17 protein-coding genes and 1 pseudogene are annotated in these 25,895 nt (G+C 44.8%); 6 read left to right on the forward strand and 12 right to left on the reverse strand.

Annotated elements, in window-relative coordinates; genetic code table 11:
* Positions 1-77 precede the first annotated feature (77 nt).
* The 4 genes and pseudogenes from I8748_RS13485 to rpsT form a co-directional block, all read right to left on the reverse strand.
* Positions 78-6,131: pseudogene (locus tag I8748_RS13485) on the reverse strand (DNA-directed RNA polymerase subunit beta''); the annotation flags it as partial.
* Positions 6,132-6,306: 175 nt separating this feature from the next.
* Complete coding sequence (rpoB, locus tag I8748_RS13495; protein WP_198125128.1) at positions 6,307-9,606, reverse strand: DNA-directed RNA polymerase subunit beta; 3,300 nt, start codon at positions 9,604-9,606, stop codon at positions 6,307-6,309.
* Positions 9,607-10,340: 734 nt separating this feature from the next.
* Positions 10,341-11,126 (reverse strand): TatD family hydrolase, encoded by a 786-nt coding sequence (locus I8748_RS13500; protein WP_198125094.1) that lies wholly within the window; start codon positions 11,124-11,126, stop codon positions 10,341-10,343.
* Between the two features lie 385 nt (positions 11,127-11,511).
* Positions 11,512-11,808: a 30S ribosomal protein S20 gene (rpsT, locus tag I8748_RS13505; RefSeq protein ID WP_198125095.1), complete on the reverse strand. Its 297-nt coding sequence runs from the start codon at positions 11,806-11,808 to the stop codon at positions 11,512-11,514.
* Positions 11,809-12,250: 442 nt separating this feature from the next.
* Between rpsT and I8748_RS13510 the strand changes: the two genes are divergently transcribed.
* The 4 genes from I8748_RS13510 to I8748_RS35690 all read left to right on the forward strand — a co-directional run bounded on the left by I8748_RS13510 (position 12,251) and on the right by I8748_RS35690 (position 14,775).
* Positions 12,251-12,427 carry a hypothetical protein gene (locus I8748_RS13510; protein WP_198125096.1) on the forward strand — a complete coding sequence of 59 codons (177 nt, stop codon included), beginning with the start codon at positions 12,251-12,253 and terminating at the stop codon, positions 12,425-12,427.
* Positions 12,428-12,471: 44 nt separating this feature from the next.
* Entirely contained in the window at positions 12,472-13,773 is a 1,302-nt protein-coding gene (hisD, locus tag I8748_RS13515) for a histidinol dehydrogenase (RefSeq protein ID WP_198125097.1), read from the forward strand.
* 321 nt (positions 13,774-14,094) lie between these two features.
* Positions 14,095-14,520: a universal stress protein gene (locus I8748_RS13520; RefSeq protein WP_198125098.1), complete on the forward strand. Its 426-nt coding sequence runs from the start codon at positions 14,095-14,097 to the stop codon at positions 14,518-14,520.
* Positions 14,521-14,640: 120 nt separating this feature from the next.
* On the forward strand, positions 14,641-14,775 hold the full coding sequence (locus I8748_RS35690) for a hypothetical protein (protein WP_263975736.1): 135 nt from the start codon (positions 14,641-14,643) through the stop codon (positions 14,773-14,775).
* A gap of 12 nt (positions 14,776-14,787) precedes the next feature.
* Here I8748_RS35690 and I8748_RS13525 read toward each other — a convergent pair whose 3' ends face one another.
* Entirely contained in the window at positions 14,788-15,186 is a 399-nt protein-coding gene (locus I8748_RS13525; protein ID WP_198125099.1) for a hypothetical protein, read from the reverse strand.
* A gap of 222 nt (positions 15,187-15,408) precedes the next feature.
* On the opposite strand from I8748_RS13525, the gene hslO reads away from it, so the two are divergent.
* Together hslO and I8748_RS13535 are read left to right on the forward strand one after the other, a co-directional pair.
* Positions 15,409-16,314, forward strand: a complete 906-nt coding sequence (gene hslO / locus I8748_RS13530) for an Hsp33 family molecular chaperone HslO (RefSeq protein WP_198125100.1) — start codon at positions 15,409-15,411, stop codon at positions 16,312-16,314.
* Between the two features lie 152 nt (positions 16,315-16,466).
* Entirely contained in the window at positions 16,467-18,536 is a 2,070-nt protein-coding gene (locus I8748_RS13535) for a coiled-coil domain-containing protein (RefSeq protein WP_198125101.1), read from the forward strand.
* Between the two features lie 211 nt (positions 18,537-18,747).
* Here the strand turns inward: I8748_RS13535 and I8748_RS13540 are convergent, their stop codons facing one another.
* The 7 genes from I8748_RS13540 to sufB form a co-directional block, all read right to left on the reverse strand.
* Positions 18,748-19,359: a 2OG-Fe(II) oxygenase gene (locus I8748_RS13540; RefSeq protein WP_198125102.1), complete on the reverse strand. Its 612-nt coding sequence runs from the start codon at positions 19,357-19,359 to the stop codon at positions 18,748-18,750.
* Positions 19,360-19,533: 174 nt separating this feature from the next.
* Positions 19,534-20,166, reverse strand: a complete 633-nt coding sequence (locus I8748_RS13545) for a Uma2 family endonuclease (RefSeq protein WP_198125103.1) — start codon at positions 20,164-20,166, stop codon at positions 19,534-19,536.
* 10 nt (positions 20,167-20,176) lie between these two features.
* Positions 20,177-20,776, reverse strand: a complete 600-nt coding sequence (locus I8748_RS13550) for a hypothetical protein (protein WP_198125104.1) — start codon at positions 20,774-20,776, stop codon at positions 20,177-20,179.
* Positions 20,777-20,878: 102 nt separating this feature from the next.
* Positions 20,879-22,141, reverse strand: coding sequence for a cysteine desulfurase (locus I8748_RS13555; RefSeq protein WP_198125105.1), 1,263 nt, complete (start codon positions 22,139-22,141; stop codon positions 20,879-20,881).
* A gap of 17 nt (positions 22,142-22,158) precedes the next feature.
* Complete coding sequence (gene sufD / locus I8748_RS13560) at positions 22,159-23,532, reverse strand: Fe-S cluster assembly protein SufD (RefSeq protein ID WP_198125106.1); 1,374 nt, start codon at positions 23,530-23,532, stop codon at positions 22,159-22,161.
* Entirely contained in the window at positions 23,532-24,314 is a 783-nt protein-coding gene (gene sufC, locus I8748_RS13565) for a Fe-S cluster assembly ATPase SufC (RefSeq protein ID WP_198125107.1), read from the reverse strand. Before sufC ends, sufD begins: the two co-directional genes overlap by 1 nt.
* Positions 24,315-24,405: 91 nt before the next feature.
* Positions 24,406-25,845: a Fe-S cluster assembly protein SufB gene (gene sufB / locus I8748_RS13570; protein ID WP_198125108.1), complete on the reverse strand. Its 1,440-nt coding sequence runs from the start codon at positions 25,843-25,845 to the stop codon at positions 24,406-24,408.
* Positions 25,846-25,895 lie beyond the last annotated feature (50 nt).

A 25,895-nucleotide genomic window follows, 5' to 3' on the forward strand; every position in this document is an offset into this window, starting at 1 on the left:
ATCAGTCAACAAAAAAGAAAAGGCAAAAGAATAATTTCTTTTGCCTTTCTACTTTTAATTTTTACCTTTCGGCTTGATTACATATCGTAATCATCTTCGTCGTCTTCCTCGTAATCGTCTTCTTCATCATCTTCTTCTACGAGGTCAGTGACTTCATCAGCAATCAACTCATCGTCGTCATCTAAAATTGACCGTTCGACACGTCGGTTGCCAAATCCAGTTTCCCCAAGGGTAGGAGAATCTAAATTATAAGCGCGAGCTGTGCGGTCATCTAAGACCATATCCATTGGATCATCAACTTCATCCAAGACACTACTGCTTTCAAGAGCAGCATAGTCATCGATCGCACCAGGTTCTTCATAGGTATTGAAACCAGTACCCGCCGGAATCAGTCGCCCAATAATCACGTTTTCCTTCAAGCCGCGCAACCAGTCAGATTTACCTTCAATGGCTGCTTCGGTTAGTACCCTTGTTGTCTCTTGGAAGGATGCAGCAGAAATAAAGCTGTCTGTGTTCAACGATGCTTTGGTAATCCCTAACAACATCGGAGTATACTGTGCCCTAGCACCGCCAGTAATTGCCATGGCTTCGTTGACTTGCTCAACTTGGCGCAATTCTACTAACTCACCGGGAAGCATGGTAGTGTCACCACCATCATCAATCCGGACTTTATTAGTCATCTGGCGCACAATGACTTCAATGTGTTTATCAGCAATATCAATCCCTTGAGACTGATACACTAATTGCACTTCATTCACCAAGAAGGTCTGTACTTTCTGCAAAGCATGGCTAGCACAAGCATAGACTCCATCTTCGGAACCCAAGCTAAAGAAGATTTCCAAAATTTCGTGAGGATTAGATGGGCCATCGCTCAACGGTTCACCCGCTTGCACGATCGCCCCATCTGGCACCATCAAGTTTTGTCCCGGCCCTAGAGGATAATCAGTCACTACACCGTTGGATTCTACGACCTTAATTGCGATCGCTTCATCGCCATCCCCATAAACAACCTTGACTTCTCCACCTCGACGTGCTAAAATACACGCCTCTTTAGGTTTGCGAGCTTCTAAAAGTTCTTCAATCCGGGGCAAACCTTGAATAATGTCTCCAGTTTTGGAGCGCTCAAACACTAACAATACTAAGTTATCACCACGTTGCACCAAATCGCCATCTTCTATTTGCAACACAGCGCCAGGGCTGACTCGGTAGGGACGACCGACACGGATGGTAACAGCGTATGAGGATTGGGGATTGGGGACTAGGGATTGGGAAGATTCTTGCCCAGTCCCCAATCCCTGATCCCCAGTACCCAGTTTCTTCACTTCCACAACTTGCCCAGATTCTTCAGTAAAGACGCCAGGAGCAATTTCTAAACCTTCTACCACCAAGTCGCCTTTTTTCACCTTGGGCTGGGCGCTAGTATTCATTGTGATCATATCACTGTGGCGCAACACCAAACAGCGACGTACGGCTTCGGTACCTTTTTGGATACCCCGGACAATACCGCCTTCTTTAGACAAGATTTGAGTACGTGCAACCACTTCCCCAGGAGCAATGGTTTGCCCATCTTGTACTTCTAAACTTGTCTGGGTACTACCTTGAGTAGCATCAGCGGCAATATCACGGCGAATGACCAAGGATTCCAAAATCACCAACTGCAAGCGCTGCACGTCTGGGTTTTCGGTATCCTGTACCAATTCAATATCTGCTGCCAAGGGAGAAGCAGTATGGTCTTGTTCGCCTTCAGAGTCGATTTCCAACACCAACTGAGTCCGCAGCAGTTCCACACCTTCCACAGACTTAACCCGTTCAGAATCCTTGTAAGGTAGGCGCTGTACTGCCCGTAACTCAATGGAACGTCCTGTTTGTTGACTTACAGATGTAGTAGATGGCACATTGGGGTGGTTGGGGACGGCATACTCCACTACTGGACGGCTTAACAAAGCTGGGCCTTCTGGAGACTCCACATATTGGATATAACGCAATTCTGTGGCGATCGCGCCTTGGAATTCTTCACCTGGCTGTACAAAGGTGTTATCTCGCCCAATCACAGCGGCTGGGTCATCTACCATTAGTAGTTCCCCTGGCTTGATCACCACTTCCCGCAAGATGTCGTTTTTCTGGGTAACTTCTACCACACCACTGGTTTGACAGAAGATATCCTTCACTACCTCGGTGCCAGCTTCCACAAACTGTCCGTCTTCTACCAGCAACAAGGAGATATCTTTATTCACTTCGTGGGTTTCTTCGGGAATCCACAGTAGAGTACCTCCCTGCACCACTTCGTAACCGAGTTTGGCTTTACCTTTTTTCTGGACTTCAACGCCAGCAAATTTCAGGAATCCACCAGTGGTTGTGCGATAGTGGTCATCAATTAATTCAGCTACCACTTGACCATTTTGCACTTTTGTGCCTGGGGTAGCTCGCAGGTTAAATACTTGGTTGTCACCAGTGGAGACTAAGTAGCTGTTGCGTCCTTGACCGGTTTGAACTGTGACTGTGGCTTGGTCTAAGACTACAGAAGCCGTGATAATCTCGATTTCTCTGGTACTCTTACCGGGAGTAGCTTCTGGCAAGCGCACCACACCACCGTGTAAAGTAGTTAACTTGGTTTCTGCTAACACTCCATTAGAAGCGATCGCATCACCATTTTTCACCACTAATTCTGCACCAGGTGGCAAGTTATAAACTTCCCCAGATAAAATCCAAATCAAACCACCCCGCGCTGCTGTGGTTGTAGTATTGCCCTGACGGTCGGTTTTTTGTTCTGGCACTACTTCGGCAAACTGCACTTCCCCAGCCAAGTCGGTGGCAACATCTTTCACCGCTTTTTCTGTATTGGCACGCGCTGTCCGTCCACCAAGGGCAACTTCTGCCAATAGCTGACCGACTTTTACGTGTTGTCCATCAACTACATAAAGTGTGGAACCTTGAGTTACATGAATCTCTTGGTTAGGCAAGCTTTCAGAACCAACTTTACTTGGTTCTAAAATGATGATGCCATTAACCTCAACATACAAAGCATCTTCCCCGTGGCGGGTACGATATGCTCTTGTCCGTAATTTCCGAGGCAAACGGATAGTACCATCTGTCTTAGAACGCACTTGTTGAGCTACTTCCCCAGTAAACACACCACCAGTGTGGAATGTCCGCATGGTCAGCTGAGTACCCGGTTCACCGATACTTTGGGCGGCAATAATTCCCACAGCTTCACCCAAGTCTACCATCTTGGCATGGGCTAAACTCCAACCGTAGCAGTGTTGGCAAACAGAACGCGCCGCTTCACAAGTCAGGGGACTGCGTACAACGACTTCTTTCACCCCAGCTTTTTGAATTGCTATGGCTAAGTCATCAGAAATTGGGGTATTGCGTGGTGCAATTACTTCTTTTGTAGTTGGATGTACTACATCTTCTCCCACTACCCGTCCCATCAAGCGAGTTGCCAGAGGAATCAAGGTTTTCGCACCTTCTGTCATGGGACGCAGGGGAATACCTCTGGTGGTGCCGCAGTCAAATTCCCGAATAATCACATCCTGGGATACGTCCACGAGACGACGGGTGAGATAACCAGAGTCAGCCGTCCGTAAAGCGGTATCTACCAATCCTTTTCTCGCACCATAAGACGAGATAATATATTCTGTAACGGTGAGTCCTTCACGGAAGTTAGTTTTAATAGGCAGACCAATAATTTCACCTTGGGGGTCTGCCATTAGTCCCCGCATCCCCACTAACTGCCGTACTTGGGAGATATTACCCCGTGCCCCGGAGAATGCCATCATGTACACAGAGTTGAGGGGATTAGTCTTTTTGAAGTGGACGACTACTTCATCTTTGAGGGCTTCACTTGTACCGTTCCAGGTGTCAATTACTTTTTGGAAACGTTCAACTTCCGTAATTTCACCCCGTTGATAACGAGCTTCTGTGGCGCGAATTTCTTCTTCTGCTGCTTCTAGGAGACTACGCTTACTCGGTGGCACCATCAAGTCATCTACACTAATGGAAACCCCCGCTTTAGTGGCGTAACGGAATCCCAAATCTTTCAACTTGTCCGCCATCACTGCGGTACGGGCTGTGCCATAGTGCGTAAACGCCCAGGAAATTAAATTTCTCAGTTGACCTTTATCAACTACACGATTGCGAAAAACTGTATTTTCGTTAGTCATTAGTTATTAGTCCTTAGTCAATAGTCATCGGTCAATAGTCAGTAGTCAGTTGTCAGTGGCAAAAAACAACTGACAACTGACAACTAACAACTAACTTGCTAGTGCTTCCTGAATTGCTTTGTTGTAAATAACACGACCAGGCGTTGTGCGTATGTACTGAGAAATCAAGTTACCCTTGGCGTCTTCCCTAACTCGGCGGTATTTATACAGTAAAGTCCGGCTACCATCACCGTTTTCATGTACTTCAACAGGTTCTGTATCTGGTTGGTCAGATTCTACTTCACCGTCAAACCGCACGTAGATGTAGGCGTGCAAGTCAATTTCTTCTTGCTGGAAAGCCATAATTACGTCATCTAGCGAAGCAAAGTACTTACCAGCACCCTTTGTAGCATCGGGATTTTCTGCTGTTAGGTAATATGCTCCTAAAACCATGTCTTGGCTGGGCGTGATAATGGGTTTACCCGTAGCTGGTGACAATATATTGTTGGAAGCCAGCATTAATAACCGCGCTTCAGCCTGACTTTCCAAGGACAGAGGAACGTGTACCGCCATTTGGTCGCCGTCAAAGTCAGCGTTAAACGCGGGACATACCAAAGGATGCAGTTGAATTGCTCTACCTTCTACTAAAATTGGTTCAAAAGCCTGAATACCCAAGCGGTGCAGTGTCGGTGCCCGGTTCAGCATCACTGGGTGTCCTTCAATCACCTCTTCCAGTACGTCCCAAACACTGGGATCATTGCGGGATATCAGCTTTTTCGCTGCTTTGATGTTGTTTACCATACCGCTGCGAATCAAGCGATTAATCACAAATGGTTGAAATAGCTCAATTGCCATTTCCCTGGGCAAACCGCACTGGTGAATCTTCAGCTTCGGGCCAACCACAATTACAGAACGTCCAGAATAGTCAACTCGTTTACCCAACAAGTTCTGCCGGAAACGTCCTTGTTTACCTTCAATAATGTCAGACAAAGACTTCAAAGGACGGTTATTTGCCCCTACTACCGTGCGTCCCCGACGACCATTGTCAATCAAAGCATCCACTGCTTCTTGCAGCATCCGCTTTTCGTTCCGCACAATAATTTCTGGTGCCAAAATTTCTTGCAGCCGTGCTAAACGATTATTACGGTTAATTACCCGTCGATACAAATCGTTCAAATCGCTGGTGGCAAACCGTCCACCATCTAGCTGTACCATTGGGCGCAAGTCTGGCGGAATTACGGGAATGACTGCCATTACCATCCACTCTGGTTTAGAACCAGTGGCGATAAAGTTGTCAATTACCCGCAGGCGCTTAATGAGTTTTGCCCGTTTTTGCCCTTTGGCACTGGCAATTTCTTCTCGCAGGCTTTCGGCTTCTTGCTCTAAATTAATATCAGCGAGCAAGCGTAGCAGAGCTTCAGCACCAATGCCTACCTCTACACCTTGCAAAGTAGAATCTTCGCTATAAATTTGGTCTTCAATTTCCAACCACTGGTCTTCACTCAGTAGCTGTTTGTAGGTTAGAGTTTCAGCATTCCCTGGACTGAGGACAACATAAGAGTTGAAATAAACAATCTGTTCCACATCCCGCAAGGGCATATCTAGCAGGATAGAAATATAGCTGGGAATACCTTTGAGATACCAAACATGCGCCACTGGAGCGGCAAGTTTAATATATCCCATGCGGTGGCGACGTACTCGTGACTCGGTGACTTCTACACCACAGCGTTCACAGACAATTCCTCTATGGCGTACTCTTTTATACTTGCCACAGTGGCATTCCCAATCTTTAGCCGGGCCAAAGATGCGCTCACAAAATAAGCCGTCCATCTCTGGCTTGAGAGTTCGGTAATTAATAGTTTCTGGCTTGGTAACTTCACCTACTAGTTGACCATTAGGCAGTGTTCGCTCACCCCATTGCCGAATGCGTTCTGGCGATGCCAAGCCGATTTTAACGTAGTCAAACTGATTCGTTTGGGCGGGTCTCATGTTTCTAATTCGTAATTAGTAACTCGTAATTCGTAATTAACAATTTATAGTTCGTAATTCGTCAGTAACTTGCCTTAAAAGTAATAGAAAGGCTGATTAACTCCTGCCCCAGAGGGGGAAATTCGTAATTCGTAATTAACTCTTCAATTACGAATTACGAATTATGAATTACGAATTATTCGTCTTCTTCCAATGATTCGCGGGAGAGAGATTCGTAAGTTGGTCGGGGTGGTGTGCGACGTGTTGCTTGGTCTGCCATCAAATCGACTTCCACATCCAAGGAACTGCCGTCTGTTTGGGTTTCTACTTTGTGTACGGCAATATCTAAACCTAATGATTGCAGTTCTCGCATCAACACCTTAAAGGATTCTGGTGTCCCTGGTCGGGGAATTGCTTTACCTTTAACGATCGCATTTAGCGCTTCGTTCCGCCCCTGCATATCGTCGGATTTCACTGTCAGCAATTCTTGCAAGGTATAAGCTGCACCAAAGGCTTCCAATGCCCACACTTCCATTTCCCCAAATCGCTGACCACCTTGTTGAGCTTTACCACCCAAGGGTTGCTGTGTTACCAAGGAGTACGGGCCTGTGGAACGAGCGTGGATCTTGTCATCCACCAAATGCACCAGCTTCAGCATGTAAGCCACACCCACGGTAACAGGTCGGTCAAAGGGTTCGCCTGTACGACCATCGAAGACCATGATTTTGCCTGGGTTATCTGGGTTGTACACCCAATCTCTTCCTGTTTCATCCCGTGCTTCTTGCAATTTGCCATGCACGATTCTCCGGGATGACTCTTCACCATACATTTCGTCAAAAGGAGTAATCTTAAATCGCACTCCTAATGTATGGCCAGCCCAACCCAAAAGACATTCAAATACCTGTCCGACGTTCATCCGGCTAGGCACACCCAAGGGATTAAGTACGATATCCACTGGTGAACCATCTGGTAAGTAAGGCATGTCTTCCGCTGGTAATATCCGAGAAATAATACCTTTATTGCCGTGGCGTCCTGCCATTTTGTCGCCGACTTGGATTTTACGCTTCTGAGCGACATACACCCGCACTACCATGTTGGCTCCCGGTGGCAGTTCATCGCCTTGTTCGCGGGTAAATAAGCGCACGTCAACTACACGCCCTTTTTCACCGTTGGGTACTCGCAAGGAGTTGTCTCGTACATCCCGCGCTTTTTCCCCGAATATGGCACGTAACAGTTTTTCTTCTGGCGGTTGGTCAGATTCACCTTTGGGTGTAACTTTTCCTACCAATATATCCCCAGATTCTACCCAAGCACCAATGCGAATGATTCCCTGTTCATCAAGTTGACGCAAGGCATCTTCCCCTACGTTGGGAATTTCTCTGGTAATTTCTTCAGGCCCTAGTTTGGTTTGTCTGGCCTCAATTTCATATTTTTCAATGTGAATTGAGGTGTAAACATCATCCTGCACTAGTCGCTCGGAAATCAAAATTGCGTCTTCGTAGTTATAGCCTTCCCAAGGCATATAAGCGACGACAATATTTTGTCCTAAAGCTAATTCTCCACCTTCTGTAGAGGAACCATCAGCTAGTACTTGTCCGGCAACAACCCGTTCACCAATACGGACGAGGGGTTTTTGGTTCAGGCAGGTATCTTGGTTAGAACGCTGGTATTTGGAAAGGTAATACTTGATTTCTGGTGCATTAGGTTTAGGACGCACGCGAATTTCAGTGGCATCAACATAGGTGACATCACCATCGGTACGTGATACAATTACCATCCCTGAGTCTCTTGCACCTTGTGCTTCTAAGCCAGTACCCACCAAAGGACGCTCTGGTTTGAGTAGAGGTACGGCTTGCCGTTGCATGTTGGAACCCATCAATGCCCGGTTGGCGTCGTCATGTTCCAAGAAAGGAATCATACTTGTAGCAACCGAGACAATTTGTACTGGAGAAACTGCTACGTAGTCTACTTGCTCAGGTGTTGTTGTTGCCCAGTCTTGGCGATAGCGCACTGGCACTTGCGGCCCTTTAATGTAACCATTTTCATCTAACGGTACGTCACCTGTAGCTGTACGTAGGTCGTCTTCTTCATCGGCTGTCATGTAGACCGGGGGTACATCAAATCGCACCCGCCCATTTTCCACAGGTCTAAATGGCGTTTCCAAGAAGCCGTACTGGTTCACCCGTGCATGGGTTGCCAAGGAACCAATCAAACCAGCGTTGGGGCCTTCTGGTGTTTCAATGGGGCAAATTCGTCCGTAGTGACTTGGATGAATGTCTCGCACGGCGAAACCAGCGCGTTCACGGGTTAAACCACCAGGGCCAAGGGCGCTAAGACGGCGTTTGTGAGTCAGTTCTGCTAAGGGATTGGTTTGATCCATGAACTGACTTAATTGGCTGGAACCAAAGAATTCTTTGATTGCTGCTACTAAGGGTTTAGGGTTGACCAAGGAAGCTGGGGTAAGTACTTCAGCATCGGATACGGTCATGCGTTCCCGAATAATCCGCTCTAGGCGATTTAGTCCCACCCGCACTTGGTTTTGCAGCAATTCGCCAACGCTTCTCACCCGACGATTTCCTAAATGGTCAATGTCATCTATGCTACCAATGTCATATTCGAGGTTGATTAAGTAATCAACTGCTGCTAAAATATCGTTGGGAGTCAGAACACGCATGGTATCTGGCACTGACAACCGCAATTTCTTATTGAGCTTGTACCGCCCAACGCGACCCAAGTCGTAACGTTTGGGATCAAAGAAACGAGAGTCTAAAAGTTGCTGTCCACCCAACACTGTAGGCGGTTCACCAGGACGCAGTTTGCGATACAACTCCATCAGGGCTTCTTCTTCAGAAAACTGCCCTTCTTTTTCAATGGTTTTTTGGAAGTACTCTGGGTGGCGTAAAGCATCAAAGATTTCGTTGTCTGATAAACCTAGAGCTTTCAAAAGTACTTGCGCGGAGAGTTTGCGGGTTTTGTCGATGCGTACCCACACTAAATCATTACGGTCTGTTTCAAATTTCAGCCATGCTCCTCGGTTGGGAATTAAGCTAGCTGAATAAGTACGACGCCCGTTTTTATCGATTTCTGATTTGTAGTAGACTCCAGGCGATCGCACAATTTGGTTGACAATGACCCGCTCAGCTCCGTTAATAATGAACGTGCCGCGGTCAGTCATCAAAGGCAAATCACCGATAAATACTTCTTGCTCTTTGATGTCCCCTGTTTCTTTATTCAACAGGCGCGTAGGTACATACATTTGTACAGCATAGGTACTATCCCTTCGCTTGGCTTCTTCGACGCTGTACTTTGGTTCCTTTAGTTTGTAGTTATGACCTAAAAAGTGCAATTCTAGTTTGCCCGTGTAGTCTGTAATCGGACTAAAGGAGTTAAGTTCTTCTATCAGCCCTTCTTCTAAAAACCAGCGGAAGCTAGAACGCTGGATTTCAATCAAGTCGGGCAACAAAAAGGCGGGTTCAATATAATTTTCGCTAATCATGCCTCTACCTTTGTCAACCTGGTTAAACTTATTTAGAGGACACTGCTTGGGGACGGTTACCACCATGAGCGAGTGTCCATACCTGTTTAGGAACTTCTCCTTGTGTCACCTGCTATTTACAGGCGCAGGCAAACGCAGCTATTTAAGCTGGAAAGAGCAATTTTGGCAAGGGGGTAATCGCCCTTGATACAAAGTAATAATTGCTACATTGGTACTATGAAGTTGATTCCTCAACAGCGAATGGCTGAGATATTTTTGAATTTGATTTGCTTTCCTCACTTCCCCTCCCAAAAGCGCGTGAATTAGTTTCCGCCGCTCTAGTCTTTTGTGCCTTAGTACACCACTTATACTTGAGTAACTATGGTGATATCACTAAACCAAGACAATGAGCCGCAATCTGTCGGCTCTTAATTGGGATGGTTTGATTTTGGTGGGTTTTAATCACAAGGCAATTACTTTTAAGAATTTTCTATAGGTTCAACACACAGCAGGCTTTGCCAGAGTTTGGCTTACGGTCAATTAACGAAATTAATCATGCATTAAGAACATCCGCATGTAGAGAATCAAAGGATGGTCAGGTTGATAACAGTGCAAAATCAAGTTCAGGAGTTCTCAGATCCTTCCTTTTTCATTATGACGCAACCAAAAAGTTTTGGAGGGAATAATCTTAGCATACTTTTATCCTCCTAAAGTTTTATTTTTTCACCATCTCCTTCCTTGTGGGAGGAGAGATTTTATAGTGTCAAACCGAATAATTTACAGGCATTTTGGGTGGTTTGAGCAGCGATCGCTTCTACTGTTTCCCCTCGTAACTGTGCTACTTGTTCCGCTACGTGGCGGACATAAGCAGGCTCGTTCCGTTTTTGCCCCCTTTTGGGTACTGGTGCCAAAAAAGGGCAATCTGTTTCAATCAATAGGCGATCGCTTCTCACCATCGCGGCTGAGGTTTGGATAGCTTTAGCGTTCTTGAATGTTACTGTCCCGCTAAAGCTAATGTAAAAGCCTAAGTCAACGAACCATTGGGTTTCTTCTGGCGTTCCACCCCAGCAATGCATGACACCCCGTAGGTTTCCTCCCTCTGTATCCTGCCATTTTTGCAAGATTTCCCTGACCTGGTTTGCCGCATCACGGCAGTGAATAATTACAGGTAAGTTGAGCTTTGATGCGATCGCTAATTGTGCTTCAAACACCATGCGTTGTTGCTCGGCGTTATCTGCTTTGTAAAAATCCAGCCCCATTTCCCCAATTGCTACCACTTTCGATTCCGAAGTAGCCAAAGATAATATTTTATCGGCTGTGTCGCTATGCCATTGATCAGCATCTAAAGGATGCAAACCCACGGCAAAGCTCACTTCCGGAAATTGGTACGCTATGGCTTGAATGCTAGAAAATTCCGATGGCTCGACACAGGAATGTACTAATTGCACTACCCCTGCTTCTTGCCACCGTGATCGCACTGCTGCTAAATCCGGCTGGAAAATATCAAAGTTGAGATGAACGTGGGTGTCAATTAGTTGCATCTTAGTCAAGAGTCAATGGTCAGTGGTTCGTCAGTGCGGTGAGGTAGCCTCCAACAGGAGCGGTTTCCGTCGTTAGCGCACCGAAGCGCGAGTCTTCTCCCCTTGGGGAGACGCTACGCTTTTTGAGCGTCTGGAGGACTGCCGATCTCAAGAGCGTTAGCAAGCTTGCGAGCGTCACCCGTAAGGGTCTTGGGGGAGAACCTCATGAGCAACTGACAAACCCGAAGGGTCATTAGTCAGTGGTCAAACAGCGCTCTTGCTGGACTTGGCTTCATACAGCACTTTTGCGCGGGGGTTTTCCTTCCTACTCCAGAAAGTGGCATCAGGCTATTGTTAACTTCAAGGATCGGAGGACAACAAGCAACACATAACAACTGACTACTGACTATTGTGCTGTTTGTGTAACTGGCTTGAGTTTACTAGCCAATCTCGACTTTTTCCTAGCTCCATTATTAGGGTGGAGGACACCCCGTTTGACAGCTTTATCAATTTTGCTGTAAGCCTCGGACAGCCGCGCCTCTACTTCTTGTTTTGATTCTGGAGTAGGATTAGCTGTATGGACTTCCACACTTGCTAGGTATTTCTTCATCAGCGTTTTAACTGCTGATTTATAAGCTTTATTACGCAGTCGGTTACGTTCTGCGATTTGGGCGCGCTTGAGAGCAGACTTTGTATTCGCCACAGTCGATTCCAAAAAGACTATTAATATGTACACACACTACTAGACTTACTAATATAGCATTCATATTGCCAATGTGAGGATTTCTGAGAAAAAATTTGGTATCGGGGATTGGGTACTGAAGATTGGGAAAATTTTTTCCAGTCCCCATTCCCAATTCCCCATTCTCCATTTACTAAGAAATGGGTTAGAATGAGGTACTCCAAATAAATTGCAACCCTAACTACGCACTACCTGACCAAGCGGTGTGACTGCAAATGCAGTCCATAGTTTAAATGTACAGATACGATGTATTGTGTCTGGACAGATGTTAACTAAATAAACTAAAAAAATAGCAAAACCTATACTCAGATCCTACCCCTCCCCCTGAATCAGGGGAAACCAGATGTGCAAACACGCCATTTCCTCGCAGGGAGTGAGGGGTAGGGCATAAGGATAGTGGGAATTGGCACGCCCGCTCCCTGCCGTCAGCGCTCGTCAGCAAGTCGGACTGAGTAATTTAGTAGCCTTCTTAATTCACCCAGATGGTGTGAGCCTTAGGAGTATCAAAAAAATCCAGGTTAAGCTAGAGAAGAGAATCGAGGTTAGCTTGACACCCCTTGCGGGTAAAGAGCAAGACTGATTCTCGCTCCGGGAATATTTTAAATTTGGCATTGTCCTTACTCCATGCTGCGAATCATTACTCAGCAGGCAGATGTAATAGCAGAACTACAACGTATCTGCGATCGCACCCATGATGAACAGGTGCTTCACAAAGAAGCTACGGTGCGGGAAGTGTTGCAAGCAGTCAAGCGCCAAGGCGACAAAGCTGTGTTGCACTATACAGCTGAATTTGACAATCAAACCTTGAAGCCAGAAGAACTGCGTGTCACAGGTTCGGAACTGGATGCAGCCTACCAACAGGTATCCAAAGAACTGCTCCAGGCGATTCAGCTAGCTTGCCGTCAAATTGAAGCATTTCACCGTCAGCGAGTCCCGAAAAGCTGGGTACACTTTGGCGATGATGATGTAGTGCTGGGCAAACGCTACACCCCTGTAGATCGAGCAGGGCTATACGTACCTGGCGGTCGCGCCGCCTATCCCAGTACGGTGCTGATGAATGCTATTCCAGCCAAGGTCGCTGGTGTACCTCGTGTGGTGATGGTGACACCACCAAGAGCAGGCAAAGCCATTAACCCAGCTGTTTTAGTGGCTGCTCAAGAAGCCGGAGTGCAAGAAATTTATCGCGTAGGGGGGGCGCAAGCGATCGCAGCTTTAGCCTATGGTACAGAAACAATTCCCAAAGTGAATGTGATCACTGGCCCTGGTAATATTTATGTCACCCTAGCAAAAAAACTTGTCTATGGCATTGTAGGTATTGATTCTTTGGCAGGGCCGAGCGAAGTGCTAATTATTGCTGATGAAACCGCGAATCCCGTACATGTTGCCACTGACTTGTTAGCACAAGCTGAACACGATCCTATGGCAGCGGCGATTTTGTTGACAACGGATACTGCTTTGGCAAAAAATGTGCAAGTAGCCGTGGAAAGACAGCTAGTAGATCATCCACGGCGAATAGATACAGAAAAAGCGATCGCTCATTACGGCTTAATTGTCGTTGTGGAATCTTTAGAAGCAGCCGCAGAACTCTCAAATGAATTTGCCCCCGAACATTTGGAGTTAGAAGTTAAAGACCCTTGGGCAATAGTTCCACTGATTCGCCACGCTGGGGCAATCTTTTTGGGTTACTCTACACCAGAAGTAGTAGGAGACTATTTAGCTGGCCCTAACCACACCTTGCCAACTTCTGGTGCTGCTCGTTATGCTTCGGCATTAGGGGTAGAAACTTTCCTGAAACACTCAAGTATTATTCAATACTCACCAACTGCACTACAAAAAGTGGCTGGGGCAATTGATGCACTAGCAACAGCCGAAGGTTTACCTTCTCATAGTGATTCAGTTCGACGCCGAATTCAGCAAGAAGAGTGATTTGCAATGCTTAATTTTTTCCTAAACTAAAGGCAAAAGTCACTCGCTGGCTTCACACTGAAAGTTTGAACAGTAGTTGCTACCCTACGGGAATGCTTGAGAGCAACGGGTAACGCTCTTGAGATTGACAGTTGCACAAGGGTGAGAAAACGCCACTGACTACAACTAAGAAAAAACTAAAACAATCTAGTGGTTCCTCTTTGCAGGGTGTAGCAACCAATATACAAACTAAGTGCTTATCCAGGAAATTATTTGGTGTAGCAACCAATAAAACTCTTGAGGTACTTATTTCAGGGGTCTACTCTTTAGGAGATAAGAGCAGTGCTAAAAAATATTTTGGTAGCTCTCGACGGTTCAGAAATTGCAGCACGAGTCATTGAAACTTTAGAGCATTTGGTGTTTTCAAAAGAGACCAAAGTCATTCTTTGCCATGTGTTTCCTACTCCAGATTCAGAGATAGAATTGCCCGCCGATCGCCCTCATCCAGAGTCCCCAGTACTTTCTTATTTTCAGATTGAAAAATTGCTACAATCCTATCAGGAGGAGTTATCAGTAAATAGTGAAATAGAACTGGTGACAGGCGACCCCGCTGAAGAAATTATTCGCCTTGCCAATATTTATAAAGCTGATTTGATCCTAATTGGCAGTCGTGGCTTAACTGGTATGAAGCGAATTGTCCAAGGTTCAGTCAGTAGCCAAGTTGTGGAGGAAGCTCCTTGTTCAGTTTTAGTAGTGAAACAGAATTAGAATCAGGTAAACTAAAACACATTTAATTTGCACAATCACTTGATATGTTTGTCCTTTGTCATTAGTCATTAGTCAAAAGTATTTCCAAAGGACAAAGGACAAAGGACAAAGGACTAATGGGTGACAGTTTTCACATTAATTGAAGAATTATACGAACCGCTGGAGTTTGTTGATGGAGATTATATTCAATCTCAAACTTTTCCGGATATGGCACTAACAGTTGAGCAAGTGTTAGCAGCCGGAGACTATAGATGATTGGTAAAAAATCTAAAGTCTTCTATCTTTGCTATGCTGGGCTAGAAACTGGCGCAAACTCAACAAACTCAGGCTTTGACCCAAATTCAGAGGCAGAATTGAAATACCTTCCAAGCGGGATTGTACCCAACCTTCTCCCCAGTACCATTCATGAAACCCATCAATACCTCCACTCAGTAGCAAGCGCAGACAGTTGGGTTTTGCCACATTCACCTGATGATGAATTGGTACTGGCCCAGTCCAAGTTGTAAACTGCAATCCTGTATGCAGTTGTTCTGGCATTCCTGGAGCAAAACTTTGCCCTACAAGCCATTTTTGTAATTGTTCCGGATGCAGTAAACTGTCACGAATGGTATCAGCTGATGCTTCAATTTCTATCCGCAGTTGGCTTTGTTGAAAAGTACCTAACATTTTTAAATATGAGATGAATAGGTCAGCATAACTTAAAGTTAACTCGTAACAGTTGTCAGTGGTCAGTGGTAATTAGCTATTTTCCCCACCTCCCTATCCCCCCATCACCCCATTTCCCCTAATCCCCACCTTCCCACAAAGCGCGATCGCTCTTGTCACTTTTATAGCCGATGAGAACCTAGAATAGAAAAAGTGGAGTTGTTAAGAAATGTAAGGTTTTTCATGGCAGACCAGTTAATTCGTGCCACGGCGGCTGAAAATGGGATTCGTGCAGTAGGTGTGATCACTACACGCTTAACAGAAGAAGCACGGCAACGCCACAAGCTTTCCTATGTGGCAACAGCAGCCCTAGGTCGGACAATGGCGGCAGGCTTATTGATGGCTTCTAATATGAAGCGAGTAGGGTCTAGGGTTAATGTCCACGTTAAGGGCAATGGGCCTTTGGGTGGTATATTGGTAGATGCAGGCTCAGATGGAACAGTACGCGGCTATGTCAGCAACCCATCTGTAGAATTGCCTCCCAATGCCAAAGGTAAGCTAGATGTTGGTGGTGCAGTAGGTGATGGCTACCTCTATGTAGTGCGGGATATCGGTTACGGCTACCCTTACTCTAGTACTGTAGAACTCGTTTCGGGCGAAATTGGTGAAGATGTGACTCATTACCTTGTGAATTCCGAACAAACACCTTCAGCATTGGTTTTAGGCGTGTTCGTGGGCGCGAGTGGTGTAACGGCTGCTGGAGGATTATTGGTGCAAGTGTTACCCAAAGCTGCAACAGACGAAGCTTTAGTAGCAAAGTTGGAATCACGAGTTGCTGCTTTGTCAGGTTTTACGCCTTTGTTGCAAGCTGGCAAGACATTAACGGAAATCTTCAATGATCTATTAGGAGATATGGGGCTGAAGATATTTCCAGAAAGCCAAATGTTGCGCTTCCACTGTGGTTGCTCCTTTGATCGCGTTTTGGGGGCACTCAAGATTCTGGGAGAAGCCGAATTGCAGGACATGATAATTAAAGATGATGGTGCTGAAGCAATTTGTGACTTTTGCGGCACGGTCTATCAGGCAAATAGCGATCACTTGAATCAGTTAATTGGGGATTTGCAAAGGGAAACTTCTATTTCTAATTAGGTATAAATTAATACTTAAATTTTAAGTAAATAATGGTATTTGTGGAGAAAGATAATGTGAAAAGTAGCTTTTTAATGATGAGACAGTTACCATAACAAAAACGGAATTATCATTCTAGAACAGATCGCTATTCAATTATTTTGGTGTGAGAGATGACACAGCGGGATATTCCAGACGGTTGGTCACCAGCCGGAGCAGGAGAACCAGATAAAATTGACGGATCGTCCCGAACACCCCAATTCGGTGAGCCTCAAGCATTTGGTATCCCAGCTACTGGTTCTACCTCTAAGTCAGTGAAGCAGCGAATACAAAACAATTCCGAAGGATTACCTATAAATAGCCAGTCAGAAGAAACCAGTTTTCCTACTAGAGGTTCTGGAAAGCTGCCGCGTTGGATGAAAAGCTGGGTGTTGTGGTCAGTATTATTGGCTTTCATTCCCGGCAGTATAGGATTTTTGGCGATGGCAATGTTACTAAAGTTACCATCTGCTCCCAATTGCCCATCAATTTTTTGGCCCTTGGCTAGTGCGTCGGTGCGGCTACATTGCGCTCAGTTGGCAGCCTCTAAGCAGAATGTGGAAGATTTACTGCAAGCGATCGCTCTTGTCAAACAACTACCACAAGATCACCCATTGCGTGGAGAAATTAATCGTTTTTTAGAACAATGGTCAAAGGATATTTTAAAGCTTGCTGATGACAGTTTCCAAGCAGGGAACTTAGATGAAGCGATCGCCACTGCCCGCAAAATCCCCCCAGACCTATTGGCCTATAAATTGGTAGATGAGCAAATTGACAAATGGGAGTCAATTTGGGCCAAGGCAGAAAGCATCTACCAACAGGCAGAAGACGAATTAGGTAAAAGGCAGTGGCAATCAGCATTTATGTTGGCAGCCAAATTGCTGCGTGTAGACAATAAATATTGGTCAAGTACTAAATACGACCAATTGAATCGCATCATTGCCTCAGCACGGGAAGATGGCGAAAAGTTGGCAAAAGCTGAAAGTTTAGCAGATAGCAAAGTTGTAGATAACTTGCTAGAAGCAATTAAAATAGCTGAATCTATTGGTTCAGAGAGTTTTTTGTATAAAAAGGCTCAAGAGTCTATTCCTGTATTTGGACGCAAGATGCTAGATTTAGCACAGGCAAAGTTAGACGCACGGGATGCAGATGCAGCATTAGACATTGCCAACCAAATTCCAGAAAGTTCTGGTTTGCAGGCAGAAGTCCAAGACTTTGTTGCCATAGCTGATGCTCAAAGAAGTGCATGGATAGGTACTGTTGAGAGTTTACAAACAGCGATTTCCCAAGCACAAGAAATTGATCCTTCCAGAGCAGTGTATAACAAAGCACAACAGTTAATTGCTCGTTGGCAGTTAGAAATTGAAGATGTGGCGCGTCTAGAAAAAGCGCGGTCACTGGCTAGCCAAGGAACAATTAACGATTTAACAGCAGCGATCGCAGAAGCACAACTTGTCCCTGCGAGCAACCCTCGCGGCTCAGAAGCTAGGCAGGAGGCGAGTCATTGGCTGGCACAAGTGCAGACAATCGAAGACCAACCATATCTGGATCGTGCGGAACAGATTGCATTGATTGAGGATGTTAACTCTTTGCAAGCTGCGATCGCAGAAGCCAGTCAAATTCGCCAGGGAAGGGCGTTGTATCCAGAAGCACGCAAAAAAATTCGCAATTGGACAGCCAAAGTACAGCGAATCCAAGACCAACCATACTTGGATCAGGCGCGAGAACTGGCTCAGAGTGGCGATTTACCTGCTGCTATCAACGCAGCTCAACCCCTGGCATCATCAGGGCGATCGCTTGCTAATGAAGCACAAACAGCTATAAATGATTGGGAAGGACAAATCCGCGCCAGAGAAAACTGGAAGAAAGCGCGAGAAGTGGCACTGGCTGGCACACCACAAGCTTTAGCTGAAGCCATCAGGCTAGCAGATAAGGTGTCAAATAATAGCGTTTTGCGCTTGGATGTAAATGTGGCCATTGACCAATGGAGTCAGCAGTTATTAGACATTGCACGTTCTCAAGGTGATTCTGATATTAATCAAGCCATTGAGACTGCAAGGTTGATTCCACGCGGTAGTGCTGCATACAGTGCGGCGCGAGAGCAAATCAGGAATTGGCAACAATTTCTCAATCCTGAGCCTCAACCTGAGTCTCAACCTGAGCCTCAACAATCGCAGCCATCAACTTCTACAAATGGGCAATAATTGTTAATTGATTTGGATTAACCTCTTGCAAAAGTTAATTTTGTAGGAGGTTATATTATTTTGGATTTTGGATTTTGGATTTTAGATTGTGTAATATCATGTCCGGCTGATTACTGATAAAAACTGAATAACCCCACCCCGCCAAAGCTGCGCTTTTGCACCCCTCCCCTTGGTAAGGGGAGGGGTGCAATGATATTAATAAGACTACTTTTTACTTTCTCTTTTTTGTTGTTGATTGAGCAACTCTTGACTCTATAGTAAATTTAGGGATTTGCTGTAGTTCAGTTTCGCTTAAACTATACTGTTCACAAACCAAACTGAGGCGATTTCCTGGGGTTTTCACAGCATTAACTGAATGGGTTAAATCACCCTGAAAGTAAAGTAAGGTATTCATTTGCGGTTTAATCTGCCCTAGTTGGCGTTTGTGCGATCGCAGTACTAATTCTCCTCCTTCCATGTCTTGAGGTACTTTAACATACAAGACGCTGACAACTAAAGGTGGCTCAATGGTTTTACAGTAGGAACGCAACGAGCGATCAATGTGCGGATCAACACGGGAACCTTCCTTGAGTTGTAAAGGATTGAGGTAAAAAGCATTACAACTCGGCTGGAGAGCCAGATCCAGGTAAGGCTTGAAGTAGGGGAACTGCTGTTCTACTTGGGGTAAGTGCGATCGTTGAAATACCACAGAAAATCCTTTAGTACCAACAAAATCACGGTTGAGGTTGTTGATAGAAAAGTAAGGACAAGCTTGGATTTCTCCCCATAAATCGTTCAGGTAAATGTTAGGGAAAGCGTTGGGTTGTTGTTGATAGTATTTCAAAATAATTCGTAATTCGTAATTCGTAATTCAGCAAGTTAAATTTAATATGAATAGTATTTGTCACCCTAATAAAGAGTTTAGACAAAGCAGTGGACAGTGCATCTTCTTTTGCAATAAGGGCTAGATAGCATTTTAATTCAGTTCTATAGCTACATTACTAAATCAACTTCCAAATTATCCTATTTTTGTCCTCACCCAAGAACGAAACGATTTCAATAAAGCAATTTCACCCATACTTTTACTCTGCTGAATAAATCTCCTAATTTCACTCACCGAAACCAAAGGAAAAGCAATACTAAACTCACATTCAACATATTGATTTTCTCCTAAATTGTAAAATTTTAAATTCTCGCCATCATATCGCCAAAGTTCAGGTACACCCAACGCTGAATAAATCCCAAATTTGTTAACTGAAGTGCTGGTAATGTCAATTTCAATTGCTAAATCAGGCGGTGGGTCAGTTTCTAAATCTAAAGTTTCTCTACCTCTGACTCTTGGTTCAGTTTGTATATAGTAGCAGTTGTCTGGTTCTATACCTCGACGTGCTAAACGCTGTTTTAGTGTTGTGGAGCCAGCACTTTTAATTTCTATTCCTAGTTCTTCTGCTAAAACGGCTATAAAACGGTCAAATTGTATTTTGGGGTTTTCATGTTCAAACAGTGGTGTCATGATTTCTAAAGTGCCACAGTCATAAGCAAACCGAGAACTTCTGTCTTCACCTGTATCTCTCAGCAAAGCCTCAAAGGTTTCCCAGGTAATGTTATGTAGCACTGTTCTTTGTTCGGCTGGTGTTGACTGTACAAGCATATTAAAATACTTATGATGTTAAAATACTAGATAAAATTCCTAAAATTTTACCTATATTATTAATATAATATTCGCCTAAGTCAATCTCAACAACTTGCTCAAATAGCTTGAGAAACTTCCAGTTAGTGCCAGTGGTGACAGTACCATAAATTGTCTTAATGTTATTTCCTTCACGTTCATTAAACAATCTTGCTGCTACCATCTCGGCTACACATTGACCTAAACCTGCATTGATGTTTTCTTTTTTAGCTTCTACAATTGTCACTACTGGTGCATTAATAACTAGTAATTCTGGTGAACGACTAATAATAAAATCGCAGTTGCCATTTAAGCCTTGCGCTGGATCAACAGTAAAATCAATACCAGAAAATAAACTTACTTGATTGTTTAAATATTTTCGTACAGCTATTAAAATTGGTGCAATAATCATCTCTGAACGGGATTTTTCAGTGTTACTAGCAAGAGCTAAAGGTAAATTTTCCTTTAATGTTTCTGCTAGAAAATGAGGACATTCTATTTCAGTTATAGATGCGAAGATATCAATTTTATCAACAATAGTTAGACCAAAAGCTTTTCTTACTTTGTCTAAACTGAAGTCACTGTAAGACACTTTAGTGTCTCCTGTAGATAAACGACATAAATAAATTGTGCCAATTATCAGCATTACTTGTTACTGACAATTGGCACAATTAGTATCAAAAATGGTCTACTTTTAGCCAAAGATACCAGCGAAAAAGTCAAGGGTTTCCTTCAAAGCTTTGATAAAAGCATCAATTTCTTCACGGGTATTGTAGAAAGATAAACTAGCCCGTGCAGTTGCAGCAAGACTCAAATGGCGGTGTAATGGTTGAGTGCAGTGGTGTCCAGAACGAATGGCAACGCCTTCTTGATCTAATAATGTAGATAAGTCGTTGGCGTGGACTTCTGCGGCTGTGAATGTAGCTAAAGCGGCTCTACCTTCACCTTGAGCATTTGGCTTGGGGCCGTAAATGCGAATTTGGGGAATTTGCTCTAGTTGTTGGAACAAATAAGCGGTTAATTCTGCTTCGTAGGCGTGAATTTTATCCATGCCGATACTACTAAGATAATCTACCGCTGCACCAAGAGCGATCGCTTCTCCAATTGCAGGTGTACCGGCTTCAAATTTATGCGGTAATTCTGCATAAGTAGAATGGTCTAAATACACCTCAGCAATCATTTCGCCACCACCGAAAAATGGCGGCATTGATTCTAATAAATCCAACTTTCCATACAAAAATCCTATCCCAGTTGGGGCGCACATTTTGTGACCGGAAGCGACCAACCAATCACAGTCTATTTGTTGCACATCAACAGGAAAGTGGGGAACACTTTGACAAGCATCAACTAAGAATTTCGCGCTGTATCTGTGAGTAATACTAGCAATTTCTTGCACTGGATTAATACAACCCAAAGCATTAGAAATATGCACTACTGAAACCAATTTTGTTTTGTCGGAAATCAGTTGTTTAAACTGTTCCAAATCAAAAGTTTCTTCTGGTGTCAGTTCTACAAATTTCAGAACTGCACCCGTTTTTTGAGCTACAAACTGCCAGGGAACTATATTACTGTGGTGTTCCATCACCGAGAGAATAATTTCATCTCCCGGCTGTAAATTATTCATTCCCCAGCTATACGCAACTAAGTTAATTGCCTCACTTGCATTACGGGTGTAAACAATTTCTTGGCGCGATGTAGCATTGATGAATTTAGCAACTTTGTCTCGCGCTGCTTCATAAGCATCAGTAGCTTTCGCACTGAGAGTATGAGCGCCGCGATGGACATTGGCGTTATATTGCTCGTAGTAATCCCGCAAGGTATTTAATACGAACAATGGCTTTTGTGAGGTAGCTGCATTATCTAGGTAAACTAAAGTTTTCCCGTTGACTTCCTGACGTAATATTGGGAAGTCAGCGCGGACTTGATCAGCTAGAGTTTTGGTAGTGGTGAAAGTCATTGGTAGTTAGTCAGTTGTCAGTTGTCAGTTGTTAGGGAATTGAGATTTGTGACTGCGTTTAACAGATTTTCTTCCAGGGAGGGTATTGGTATTTGGGTGATGATTTCGGCGGCGAAAGCGTTAATTAACAACTTTCGAGCATCGTTTTGATTAATTCCCCGGCTTTGCAGATAGAATATTTCATCATCTTCCAATTGGCTGACAGTAGCACCGTGGGCGCATTTGACATTATCAGCAGTAATTTCCAATTGGGGTTTAGTATCAACTCTGGCTTTTGATGATAGCAGCAAATTGCGATTCAACTGCGCTGCATCGGTCAACTGTGCGGGTTTGGGAACAAAAACTTTGCCATTGAATACAGCATGAGCGCGATCGCCTACGATACACTTATGCAATTGCTTACTTGTACCATGAGGATAATTCAAAGCGATCGCACTATGAGTGCCCGCCACCTGCTTACCAGCAATTATCGTCAAACCATTGAGAACAGTTTCCGTTTGCTCACCAGTTTGCAAAATCTCTAAATTATGCCGTGACAGCTTCGCGCCAAAAGTTATGGCATTACAACTATATCGACTATCACGAGCCTGAGCGATCGCAGTCTTCCCGATATGAAAAGCCTCTGCGCCTTCCCACTCAACCCTAGTGTGACTCACCTGGGCATTCTCGCCTACCCAAATTTCCGTAACCGCATTAGTGAAGTAAACCCCCTCCTTGGCGCTCTTGGCGTCTTGGCGGTTCGTATACTCTTCCACCAAACTCACCTGCGAATTACCTTCCGCCACCACCAAACAACGCGGCTGCGAAATCGTCGCTACTTCCCCAACCACCGAGACAAACAGCAGATGAATTGGTGTCTCAACTACAACATTCTTCCCCACCAACACCACAGCCACATCAGTTAAACCAGCAGTATTCAGAGCCGTAAATACTTCCTGCGCTCCCTCAGCCTGAGCTAAATATTGCTGAACACGCTCCTGCTGACTTACAGATAACCCAGCTAAATTACTAACCACCACCCCAGGCGGTAAATCTGCAACTGCTGATAACTCAGGTGCATAAACGCCATTCACAAACACCAAACGGCTATTAACAGCTTCCGGTATCGCCGAGATATCCGCTTGTCTTAACTGTGTATCTACCTGAAATTGTACTTGCCGCAAAGACGACAAATCGGTAAATCGCCATTCTTCCTCGCGGGTAGTGGGGATAGTTGAGTGACGTACCCAATTCGCAGCGCGTTGGCGTAATTCCTGCAACCACCCCTCTGTTTGATAACTAGTTACCTGATTTAACAACCCAGTCAGATAACTATCTCTATCTAACAAAGTAGATGTCAAACTGACTGTATCCGAGTTAGGAATTGAACTAGGAGAAACTTGAATAGCCATTACACGCCCACCTCAGCAGCTTCCAGCACCCAGTCATAACCGCGAGACTCCAACTCTAGCGCCAGTTCCTTACCACCACTAGTGATAATTCGCCCGTTTGCCATCACATGTACAAAATCAGGCACAATATAGTCAAGTAACCGCTGGTAGTGGGTAATCATAATCGTGGCATTTTCAGGACTTGTTAATTGATTTACCCCATTTGCCACAATCTTGAGTGCATCAATATCTAAACCTGAATCTGTTTCATCCAGAATTGCTAACTTTGGTTCCAGCAGCGCCATTTGTAGAATTTCATTGCGCTTCTTCTCACCACCAGAAAAACCTTCATTTAAACTCCGACTGAGGAAAGCAGGATTCATTTTTACCACTTCCAACTTTTCCTCAATCAAATCGTCAAAATCAAAGGTATCTAATTCTTCTAAACCCTGTGCCTTGCGACGAGAATTATATGCCACCCGTAAAAAATCTAAATTGCTGACACCGGGAATTTCCAAAGGATATTGAAACGCTAGAAATATACCACTTCTGGCCCGTTCCTCTGGGTCTAATTCCAGCAGATTTTGCCCTTGAAAAATTACCTCGCCGCCAGTCACCTCATACGCCGGATGTCCAGCCAACACCTTAGAAAAAGTACTCTTACCGGAACCATTCGGCCCCATAATCGCATGGATTTCACCCAAGCGTACCTCAAGATTCAGCCCCTTGAGAATCGGCGTGCCATCAACATTAGCTGTCAAATCTCTCACTGACAGCACAACTTCGCTATTTTCAATAATCATGTTCTCTCTCTCTTCTCTTCTTTCTTAGTGCCTTCGTGTCTTGGTGGTTCAATTCATCACAGAGACACAAAGACACAAAGGTAAATCTTCATTAACCAACGCTGCCTTCCAACTTCAGACTCAACAGCTTATCAGCTTCCACCGCGAATTCCATCGGCAGTTGATTAAACACATCCTTGCAGAAGCCGCTAATCATCATGGAAATTGCATCTTCTGCGGAAATTCCCCGTTGAGCAAAGTAGAACAGTTGATCTTCGCCAATTTTGGAAGTAGAAGCTTCATGTTCTACCTTGGCAGTATTATTCTGTACCTGAATATAAGGAAAAGTGTTGGCGTGGGCATTATCCCCAATTAGCATCGAATCACATTGCGAATAATTTCTCGCTCCTTGGGCTTTCGGGTTGATTTTCACTAAACCGCGATAGCTGTTGCTAGAGTTACCGGCAGAGATGCCTTTGGAAATAATTGTGCTGCGAGTATTCTTACCGACGTGAATCATTTTCGTGCCGGTGTCGGCTTGCTGCATGTTATTTGTCAGCGCTACCGAGTAGAATTCACCGACAGAATTATCACCTACTAATACGCAGCTGGGATATTTCCAAGTAATTGCGGAACCAGTTTCAACTTGAGTCCAGGAAATCTTGGAATTCACACCTTGACACAAACCGCGCTTGGTAACGAAGTTGTAAATACCGCCTTTACCGTTGGCATCTCCGGCGTACCAGTTCTGTACGGTGGAGTATTTAATTTCCGCGTTGTCGAGGGCGACGAGTTCCACTACGGCGGCGTGCAGTTGGTTGCTGTCATACATCGGCGCGGTGCAACCTTCGAGGTAGGAGACATAGCTACCTTCTTCAGCGACAATCAAAGTCCGCTCAAATTGTCCTGTATCGCCGGAGTTGATGCGGAAATAAGTAGACAGTTCCATCGGGCATTTCACGCCTTTGGGAATGTAGACGAAGGAACCATCGCTAAATACAGCGGAGTTCAGCGCGGCGAAGTAATTGTCCGCTACCGGAACCACGCTACCCAAGTACTTTTGTACTAATTCTGGGTGTTCCCGCAGTGCTTCGGAAATCGAGCAGAAAATCACGCCGTCTTTGGCTAGCTTTTCTTTGAATGTAGTGGCGACAGAAACGCTATCGAAAATTGCATCAACGGCGACGTTTGCCAGTCGCTTTTGTTCAGACAGAGGTATACCCAGCTTCTCGAAGGTTTCCAGGAGGGTAGGATCAACTTCCTCCAAGCTGTTGAGTTTTTCTTTCTTTTGTTTCGGAGCTGAGTAATAAATGATATCTTGATAATTTATTGGCGGGTACTTGACATTCGGCCAAGTCGGTTCTGTCATTTTTTGCCACTGGCGATACGCTTTGAGGCGAAAATCCAACATGAATTCCGGCTCGTTCTTCTTGGCGGAGATTAAGCGGATAACGTCCTCGTTTAGTCCACGCGCAATTGTGTCGGCCTCAATGTCGGTGACAAAGCCGTACTTGTAAGGTTGGTTGACTAAGGTTTTGACAGTGGCACTCATCGTTAATAATCTCTCGTGTTCAGTTCAATCTCTATAAAGGATGGAGACGG

It is taken from the genome of Amazonocrinis nigriterrae CENA67, assembly GCF_016056305.1.
Taxonomy (GTDB): domain Bacteria; phylum Cyanobacteriota; class Cyanobacteriia; order Cyanobacteriales; family Nostocaceae; genus Amazonocrinis; species Amazonocrinis nigriterrae.